Source organism: Microcoleus sp. Pol8_D6, from assembly GCF_036700965.1.
Classification (GTDB): Bacteria; Cyanobacteriota; Cyanobacteriia; order Cyanobacteriales; family Microcoleaceae; genus Microcoleus.
The window spans coordinates 1-8,848 of record NZ_JAUBPW010000124.1 but is presented as its reverse complement, the minus strand read 5'-3'; the positions used below and the strand labels follow the sequence as shown (position 1 = coordinate 8,848).

Here is an 8,848-nt window from a genome sequence, read left to right as displayed (position 1 = left end):
TAATCAACCCTAAACATTTAAGAAATTGGTTTGCTAATTGCTGCTACTGTACCTCATAACAGCGGGAAACGCTGTAAGTCTTCTCAGCAATCAAAAGTGCCAGTTTTTTAATTGTCCGTCGGCTAGTCAGTTGCAGGGAAACTCACAGAAAAATATCATTCTCAGTAACGAGCTTTCTACTATACATGCAATCCTCTTGTGCGGGCTTCTAGCCTGCCCCTAAAAACTTATTGAGAATAGTGCCCGATCTCAGCGGAAACGGAAATTCCATGGAAGGATTTCCTCCTTGAGGCCAATTGTGAAAACTGTACTGTTCGATCGCCCTAATCAATCCAACTTACCTAGATTAGACGCATCAACATATTTTAAAGGAATGACTTATGAACTTCACAGCAAGACTCACACAAACCAGCTTACTCGGTTTAATGCTATTTGCCAGCAATCCAGTGGCAACCTTTGCTCTAGGACAATCGAACACAAGCACTGCACCAACAGCGTCTCGCACTCAGTCTCCGATTGAAACCATACAAATAGCTAATGTATCCACCCCCCAAAAACTGGTGAGGGATTTTTGTGCTCGCAAAAGACAGAAAGTGGAAAACTATTTCGAGACCAGCAACTTTCGGATTTATCTGTGCTACAACCACGCCAATCAACTATATTACTATGGCGTTAAAAAGAGTAACGGCAGCACGATCACCCTGCGTGCTCGTACTGAAGAGGGAACTGGTTACGTGGCAAAAAATGGCACCTACGATTACATTGTTACAGGAGCCAGCCTTAGTATTTATAACAAAGGCAAACACATTCTCGAGCAACGAGTGACTCGCTCCCTTTAGTATTTAAATGCGATCGCTCTTTCAAGCCCCGACTTCTTGAAAAAGCCGGGTATCTAACAAAATATCTGGCTTTTCTGCTGAGGCAGACGAAAGTTTGTTTAATTTAACCTGGGAGCATCCCGCTCTTGTGGCGATCGCCGTCGGGCCTAAAAATAGTTTACCGAAGCATCCCCAATTCAGATTTAATCATCCCGCTTTCCTGCACAATCGCGGAGGCTGCTTCCCCCAAAATTTTGTGTGCGGCCGTCGTCGGATGAATGCCGTCCCAAAACAAAAATCGATCGGGACTACCACAAACACCTCCACCCGATAAACACGCACTCGTCACATTAGTCAAGCCATATTTAGCCGGAGAAGCAATGGCTTCCCGATAAAGCGCATTAGCATCCAGAGTCGCAATCTTTAAGTCAGAATGCTGTTGACTTAATACCTTAACCGTTCGCCTCAAACCCTGATTGTGTGCTTGTGTTAATGCAGTGAGTCTTGCAGAATTAGTGCCTGTTCGCGTCGCCGGTAACTGCCCCAAATCTGGTAAATTTGCCAGCAGGATATTTTTGGCACCCACACCAGCAAGAGATGTGATCGCCCTCGCCACATTTTCAACGGGAATATTCGCATTATTTCCCCCCTGCAAATAGTCATTCGCACCCGCCCACAGTACATACAGCGCATGAGGATTTGCCTGTTTTTGGGAGTTAGTCCATGACTGAACTTGAGTTAACACACCAGGGACAAGGCTATTGCGATCGCTCCCAGTTGTTGCACCTCCATAAGCCAAATTAGTGACTCGTTCAGGCTGCAACTTCAGGCGATCGGCAAGATATTCTACCCAAACCTTACCATTTGAGTAACGCCCTTGAAAGTAAGTGGAACGAGGCGGATATTGACCCCCGCTTGCTCGAAACACCATTCCCATATCCGAAAGACTGTCCCCAAATACATATAGTTCATTGACAGCCTGAGAACTTTGAGCTGATAGCATGAGTGCAGCCATAAAAGATAAAAGCGCAATAATTACTGCAAAAAACTTTCTTTTTAACACTTGATATTAGTTAGATTCGTAAAATATTTGATAATTTGTGTCGATTATTACCGAGGTTTTGATTTTGACATTTAGTGTTACTTATATTCTTGCAATAGCTTAAATATTTGCCCCAATTACTAATCTATCAATTTTGGGAAAAATGTAGGGAGTAAAACTGAACTTTAATTGTGGGTTGCCTCACTCCACTGCTCAACCGACATAGATTGATGATGTCCTTGACACTTTTCTCATGGTATCTAGCTGATAGCGCTCTAGAGGCGATAAAACCGTACATCTTTTGGGAGATTACCCAATAAAGTTAGGCAAGAGGCGAACCAGCAGCATCCCGGTTTTAAGCTAGCACAAGCTTTAAAACGCTCCTTTTGTTCAGGGGTCATAGCCACTCCTCCTACGAATGCAGTTCACACTTCTGTTGGCACCCTACCTATTATCCTCTCTTGATAGTTGTTTTATCTAACCGGGCTCCTCCCTACAAAAGCCTCCCAAACAACCACCCTTGAGATAACTATCAATCACGAAAAAAAAGAATTGATTCAAAACTGATTTACTGGGCGATCGAGAAATTGACCGCACTTTTTTTCCTTGAAAGCCGACACAAAACAAAAACCCTCCCCAACAAGGAGAAGGGAGGGTGAAAAGACAGTGAAAATTTTAAGTTTTTGCAGAATTAACAATAAGGAGTTACATCTTCGCCGCACTCGTCAGCCAAATAACACAAAGCACGAAAGCGCAGGCCAACGATTTGCTCGTAAAGCGGATTTAACTTGCACAGCGGCGGAATGGATAATAAAGTGCGATCGCCAATTTTGACTTCTCGCTCAAACGGACACTGGCTGGGAATAAACTTACACAGCAACCGAGCCAACTTTTGACTTTTAATTGCAGTGTTATCAAGCCATTCTTTTAGCGGATGCAAGGGGTCAAAGTGTGGCTTTTGACCGTAAGGTTGAGAATTTGTAGCGACATTAACGGCGGTTTCTTGTTTGCCAAACCCTACCCAATTTGGCAGAGTTCGGTAGGAGATTGTATGCTCAAATACGTTCATTTTGCTCTGTTCCTCTTTTATAACGAGGTGCCAAGAACTCTCTGTAGAGCTTGTGCGATATTATCTACAATCAGTATCTACAGCATCTCGTTTTGCTTTACCGGATTGAACTTCTAAAATTAATGACTTAGGGCGAGAAAAGTAGTTCCTGATTTTTTTAAAAGACGGTGTGCGCTCTAAAAACTGTCCTCATTTCAAGCCCAACAATTGATTGATAGGGTAAAAATTCTGTCTTCTACGTTTTAGCTTCAACCTTCGGTTGACTCTCCTTTTGTAGTTCAATTACTATTGTGAGGCATCCAGGCGAATTATCCTATACGTGAAAATGCGGAACTTTTAATAAAACTTATCATATTTCTAAATAAGCTCTGCTGCAAAAAACCCTGAAACCTCGCCCCAACAATCTTTGCTCGCGATCGCTCAGAAACTTCTACAATGAGAAATAATCGGTATCACCGCCCTCACAACCCATGAGTAACCCAGAAACCAAAGCTATCACCCGCGAATTGCAAAGCCACGCCGCCATTCTCGGTGGCTTCGTCTCCCTCCTCTGGATTATCGAAATTGTCGATGTATTCGTATTCCGAGGCAGGCTGAATGCCTACGGAGTCCGCCCCCGCAGCCTCGACGGACTTCAAGGCATCCTGTTGATGCCTTTTCTACACGGCAGTTTTGCTCACTTAGCCGCCAATACCCTCCCTTTAGTGACATTGGGTTGGTTGATCATGCTGCGAGAAATTAGCGACTTTTTTATCGTGAGTGCCGTCACTGTGCTAGTCAGCGGATTCGGAGTTTGGCTGACTGGCGCGCCCTATTCCGTTCACATTGGTGCTAGCGGATTAATCTTTGGTTACTTCGGCTTTTTGCTGCTGCGGGGCTATTTTGAACGCAGCTTTACCTCTATTTTGTTATCTTTAATTGTCGGTTTCTTCTACGGCAGTTTAATTTGGGGAGTTTTGCCCTCGCAGCCGGGAGTTTCCTGGCAAGCGCATTTCTTTGGCTTTGTCGGGGGGGTATTAACAGCTCAACTTTTGGGGCGGCGGAAACGGGAAATTAGCTAGGATTAGGACTTGTGGTGTATCCTATCATCACCTTAGTTTATTGCCCCGAACTTATTTGAAAGCGTAGGTTTTTTGTCCATAAACCTGCTTTATTGTGTAAAAAGTGCGTCCCGGCTAGCAAGACTAACTGCTGACCAATAATTCAACGCGGGCAGGCAAGTACACAGTAAAAACCGAACCGCAACCTAACTCGCTTTCAACGTGCATATCGCCACCCATCATCACGCAAAAGTGACGGCTAATAGTCAATCCCAAACCGGTGCCACCATACTTGCGCGTAGTTGAGGCGTCGCCCTGCATAAAAGCTTGAAATAAATGCTGCAATTGTTCGGGGGGAATCCCAATACCCGTATCAGCTACGCGAAAAATTATTGAGTCGGAAGGTTCTGCTATTTCTTGAGTTGTTAAGCTGTCATGTTTAACTCTTTCAATGCAGAGGGTAATAGTGCCACCTTCCGTAAATTTGGCTGCATTGCTCAGCAGGTTGAGCAATATTTGACGAGTTTTGGTAATGTCAGCATACATCATTCCCAAGTCGCTACCACAATCAACTTCAAACTTATTAGAATTTTTATCTACCAAGGGTTTGACAGTAGAAACTACCTCGTCAATTAAATTAACCGGATTGAAAGTTTCTAAGTAAAGTTCCATCCGACCCGCTTCAATCTTAGAAATATCTAGAATGTCGCTAATTAAAGATAGCAAGTGTTTGCCCGCTGTTTGAATTTTTTGCAAGTCGGGGATAAAATCTTCGCAGCCTAAATCCTCGGCGTCTTCTTTCAGAATATCGCTGTAACCAATAATCGCGTTGAGAGGAGTTCGCAATTCATGGCTCATATTAGCTAAAAAGGCGCTTTTGGCTTGGTTTGCAGCTTGAGCGGTTTGAGCGACTTTTTGGAATTCTTCTGCTAATTTGCGCTGGGTAATATCTTCGGCAATACCGACGATGCGGTAAATTTCTCCGGTTTGGCTGCGGACTGGAAAAGCCCGATCGCGCACCCAGCAAACTGAACCTTCCGTTGGCGTAGCCCCCGTAGGGGATCGCACTACCCGATACTCTTCATCATAATCGCCCCGCACCTGTTTCTCAAAAGCAGCCTTGACGCGATCGAGATCCTCCGGGTGAATAGCATCCCAAAAAGCCTCCGGTTCTGACTGCAAACTCTGACAGCTCAAATTCCATATTTTTTCGCAAGCAGGACTTACATAAAGTAGCTGCTTTTGATTGGGTTCTCTAATCCAAAATACCTCATGAATATTTTCTGCCAACTGACGAAACCGCTCCTCGCTGGCCCGCAACTTCTCCACAGCACTGTGAAATTCAGTCACATCCTGAATCAGCGATGCCACCCCGATAATCGTGCCGTCAGCATCAACCAAAGTCGTATTGTACCACTCGCAAAGAATAATTTTGCCATCCTTTCGGATGTTCTCGTTAATGCTACTAATTCCTCCTTGATTAGTGAGCAAAGTTATAGATAGTCGCCTAACATACTCCTTAGCACTTTCAGGAACTATTAGATCGACTCCGTGGCGTCCCATTGCTTCCAAGCGGCTGTATCCAAAAATTCTTTCGGCTGACAAATTCCATTCCGCTACTTCAAAGTTGAGATCCCATTCAATCGCTCCCAAAGGAGTTTGGTGAAGATGGAGAGCCAGTTTTTGCTGCGATTTTTTCAGAGAAAGAATTAATTCATTTTTGTCGGCGATCGCAGATTCTACCCGCTCTTCGAGAGTAGTAAACGACTCTTCCAATTGACCGGCCATTCTATTAAAAGAGCGAGCCAAGACACCCACCTCATCCTCCCGATCTACAGACGCCATCAAGCGGGGATCTACCGCCATCCCGTCCCATTCTCCCCGCGACAAAGCCTCCGCAGCCTTGCTCAGACGCCGAATCGGTACAACAATCCACCTAGAAGTCAGAGCGCCAATCGCCGTTGCCAGCACCAAAGCACCCAGACACATCACCACAGTATACCGAGTGTTGGCATTAATCCTTTCCATAAAATCGGCTTCAGGAACCGTCACCACAATCAACCAGTCGAGGCCCCTGCTGTCTAAAAGCGGCGTCACCTGTAGAAATTGCCGTTGACCGTCGATCGTAAAATCTAACTGGCGAGATCTGTCAATTTTGTGCAAATCCCCGAAGCGTTCTGTCAAATAGCGGGCGGTCGATCGAATTAGAACATTCTTGCTGCTCGTTGCCACAATCCGTTTCGCAACACCATTGCTAACAATAAATGGCGGTTCCTGAGTAGAATTTGCCACCAATTGCCCAGACCTTTCTACAATAAAAGTCTGTCCTGATTTACCAATTTTTAGAGTTTCCAAGAATTGATTGAGCTTGGAAAGTGCCAAGTCAGAACCCAGGATGCCAATCAGTTTACCATCCTCGCCATAAACTGGTTGAGCAGCCGTAATCGCTAGTTTGGGAGCGTCAAAATAATTATAGATTTTACTCCAAGTCGGTTTGCCTGCCCGCACCGGAGCTATGTACCAAGGTCGGACGCGGGGGTCGTAGTTGAGAGTTGTTTTTAATAGCTTGGTTTGTTTCTCGAACTGGGACAGCCCGTAGCTATGCAAATTATAGCCAGTAGATTGATTAGAAATCTGAACTTGCAACTTGCCGTCGTCGAGGCGTTCAACTCCAATAAAATCTTTTGCTTCGGATGCGAATTGAATGTAGCTAATTTTCTCAAAAATTTTTATTTGTTTGTAAAAGTAGCGTTGCAAACTATCACTATCCCGCTCGTTCACAATGCCGAGACGGATGGCATCGAGATTTAGCTGATTGATTTGGTGTGGCGTTTCAATATAACTATTAATATGTTGCTGGATACGCGATGTGACTTCTGTCCGCAGTTGTGCGGCAACATGGTTGACGGCTATGCGCCCGTTCCGCAGCGACAGCCACCCCGTCAACCCTACCGCAGCGAAAGTCTGGAGGGCAAAAGGCACAACAAGGACGATGCGAATTGGCACTTTGCCCGACATTTTTAAAATCGGGTCGGTCAGATATTTGATTGGCATGGTAAAGCAGAACTATTATGAACCCACAACATTCCGGTCAAGTACAACTTGATGAGCGCAGGTTTTGAAGTTGAGATGGTTTTAGTAGGCACAGTGCTGTTAATAACTCGGAATCTGCCGCTGGCAACTGAATTTTTAACGACTGCCACCGCCATCTTAGCGCGATCGCGACCTTTGGGAACATTGGCGATCGAGATGAATGCAGTATCAATCCTCCATGCAGTCTACACGCTCATACTATTATAGATTTTGAGATTAAAGAATTGAATAATTGGGAAAAACTGATTCTGTAAGGGTTTAGAAGTTGCCTGCTGTTGCATTCTTTTTTTTAACCGATTTCTGAAACCGGGTTTTTTTAGCATTTTGGCGGGCTGTAACTAACTATTGTCGTGAAAAAACCAATTGGTGAATAGCCACCCTTCCATCCACCACTAACTCTTTTTCCACTTCTGAGGTGCCCTAATCAAACAAATCGAGTTTTTGGTTGACTCATTCCTGAAATGACGTATTCTGGGGTTTCAACCGGGTTGCTGGGTTAGTTCTATTTTTCCGATAGCGCGATCGAAAATTATAAGTTTTCACAGCAACTGCAATTTATATCTCCCCAAGCAGCTACTTTGGATAGAGTGCAACTTAATGCCGACTCGGTACAATAAGCGCATAGTAGGATGCAACTAGCGGAGGCATGGATGATGAACGCAGTTATTGCTACTCTTGGCACTGCTCTCGGACTGAGCTCAATTTTTATCGGTTTGACCCCGGCGGTTCTCGCCCAACAAAGACTGCAACCAGCGCCCCAATATTCGGAAACGACTTTATCTGGGGACTCGTTGAGGACTGTGGAGGACAGAACCTTAGACTCGGACTACCAAAACTTGATTGGTGAACCAGAAACGGCGGCTAATTCTGCTAGAAGGGAAAGAAGCTTGGGCGACAGATTTCGCCTCAAAATCGAGGGCCCATTGGAATTTATTACTACTCCTTCTGACGCCCAGCGTCAAGGAAATCCTTTACCTCCAAAACAAACCGACAGCGGTACAGAAGCGGGAGTTCAGCTTCAACTAGGACTTTAGCAATTTTAAATGAATTCATTTAAAGGAAGCGAGCGATCGCGGAACCGAATTTTTGATTCTCGGAGTTATTGTGACTGCGATCGCTTTTTTATCAGAGTTTTATCACAAGTTTTGTGCGGTTTCGATCACACAAGGTTCTCTATTGTGAACCTAGAATTAGACCAATTAAACTTCCGATACAGACCCATTAGATACATATCTTTACAATAGCGCATAAAACTGGCGGTGAAGGTGATGAGAAAGGCTCAACTGATCGATTATTTGCGGGGAGAGTTGGCAATATCGAATTCTGCGATCGCCGTTGCTCTCCGACACGGTGAACAAGATGCCAGCGAACTGCCGATGGTTCTGTGGCAGTACGGGTTAGTTACACTGGAACAGTTAAACCTAATTTTTGATTGGTTGCAAGCTCAGCCGGCTTAGAAATTTAAAATCCTGAGTTAAAAAATATGGATATCGGATTGCAATTTTTTGACACATAAAGCTTGCACAAACGGTCGTCGAAAAGTATAGGGTTGAGTGTTTAGGTTGAGGGAGTGTCAATTTGTCCCAATTAGAAAAATACAAATATACAGTAGGGACACAGCAGTGCTGTGTCCTCATTTTTGTTGCCGCCTAAAATAAACTGCTTTCAATCTGTCGAAGAGGCGATCGCACTCGGCATCAAATAGAAGCTATATAGTCATTTCAAATAAATGTGAGACAAATGCAAGATGATGTAAAATTAAGAAAAATTGTTAACTCGGAGCCGA

Annotated in this window: 8 protein-coding genes; 5 read left to right on the top strand and 3 right to left on the bottom strand. The window is 44.5% G+C overall.

Features of this window, described 5'->3' with window-relative positions; all coding sequences use genetic code 11:
- Positions 1-380 precede the first annotated feature (380 nt).
- Positions 381-839 (top strand): hypothetical protein, encoded by a 459-nt coding sequence (locus tag QUA10_RS28225; RefSeq protein WP_333085810.1) that lies wholly within the window; start codon positions 381-383, stop codon positions 837-839.
- Positions 840-996: 157 nt separating this feature from the next.
- On the opposite strand, the gene QUA10_RS28220 is transcribed toward QUA10_RS28225, so the two are convergent.
- Together QUA10_RS28220 and QUA10_RS28215 are read right to left on the bottom strand one after the other, a co-directional pair.
- Positions 997-1,881, bottom strand: coding sequence for an SGNH/GDSL hydrolase family protein (locus QUA10_RS28220; protein WP_333085811.1), 885 nt, complete (start codon positions 1,879-1,881; stop codon positions 997-999).
- 670 nt (positions 1,882-2,551) lie between these two features.
- Positions 2,552-2,929 carry a Mo-dependent nitrogenase C-terminal domain-containing protein gene (locus QUA10_RS28215; RefSeq protein ID WP_333085812.1) on the bottom strand — a complete coding sequence of 126 codons (378 nt, stop codon included), beginning with the start codon at positions 2,927-2,929 and terminating at the stop codon, positions 2,552-2,554.
- Between the two features lie 470 nt (positions 2,930-3,399).
- On the opposite strand from QUA10_RS28215, the gene QUA10_RS28210 reads away from it, so the two are divergent.
- Positions 3,400-3,990, top strand: a complete 591-nt coding sequence (locus tag QUA10_RS28210; protein WP_333085813.1) for a rhomboid family intramembrane serine protease — start codon at positions 3,400-3,402, stop codon at positions 3,988-3,990.
- Positions 3,991-4,113: 123 nt separating this feature from the next.
- Here the strand turns inward: QUA10_RS28210 and QUA10_RS28205 are convergent, their stop codons facing one another.
- A complete protein-coding gene (locus QUA10_RS28205) occupies positions 4,114-7,023 on the bottom strand; it encodes a PAS domain S-box protein (RefSeq protein WP_333085814.1) in 2,910 nt (969 codons plus the stop codon).
- A gap of 51 nt (positions 7,024-7,074) precedes the next feature.
- Between QUA10_RS28205 and QUA10_RS28200 the strand changes: the two genes are divergently transcribed.
- The 3 genes from QUA10_RS28200 (at position 7,075) to QUA10_RS28190 (ending at position 8,519) form a co-directional block, all read left to right on the top strand.
- Positions 7,075-7,269 (top strand): hypothetical protein, encoded by a 195-nt coding sequence (locus tag QUA10_RS28200; protein ID WP_333073124.1) that lies wholly within the window; start codon positions 7,075-7,077, stop codon positions 7,267-7,269.
- A 443-nt stretch (positions 7,270-7,712) separates the two neighbouring features.
- On the top strand, positions 7,713-8,096 hold the full coding sequence (locus QUA10_RS28195; RefSeq protein ID WP_333085815.1) for a hypothetical protein: 384 nt from the start codon (positions 7,713-7,715) through the stop codon (positions 8,094-8,096).
- A 234-nt stretch (positions 8,097-8,330) separates the two neighbouring features.
- Positions 8,331-8,519, top strand: coding sequence for a DUF2949 domain-containing protein (locus QUA10_RS28190; protein ID WP_333085816.1), 189 nt, complete (start codon positions 8,331-8,333; stop codon positions 8,517-8,519).
- Positions 8,520-8,848: the final 329 nt, after the last annotated feature.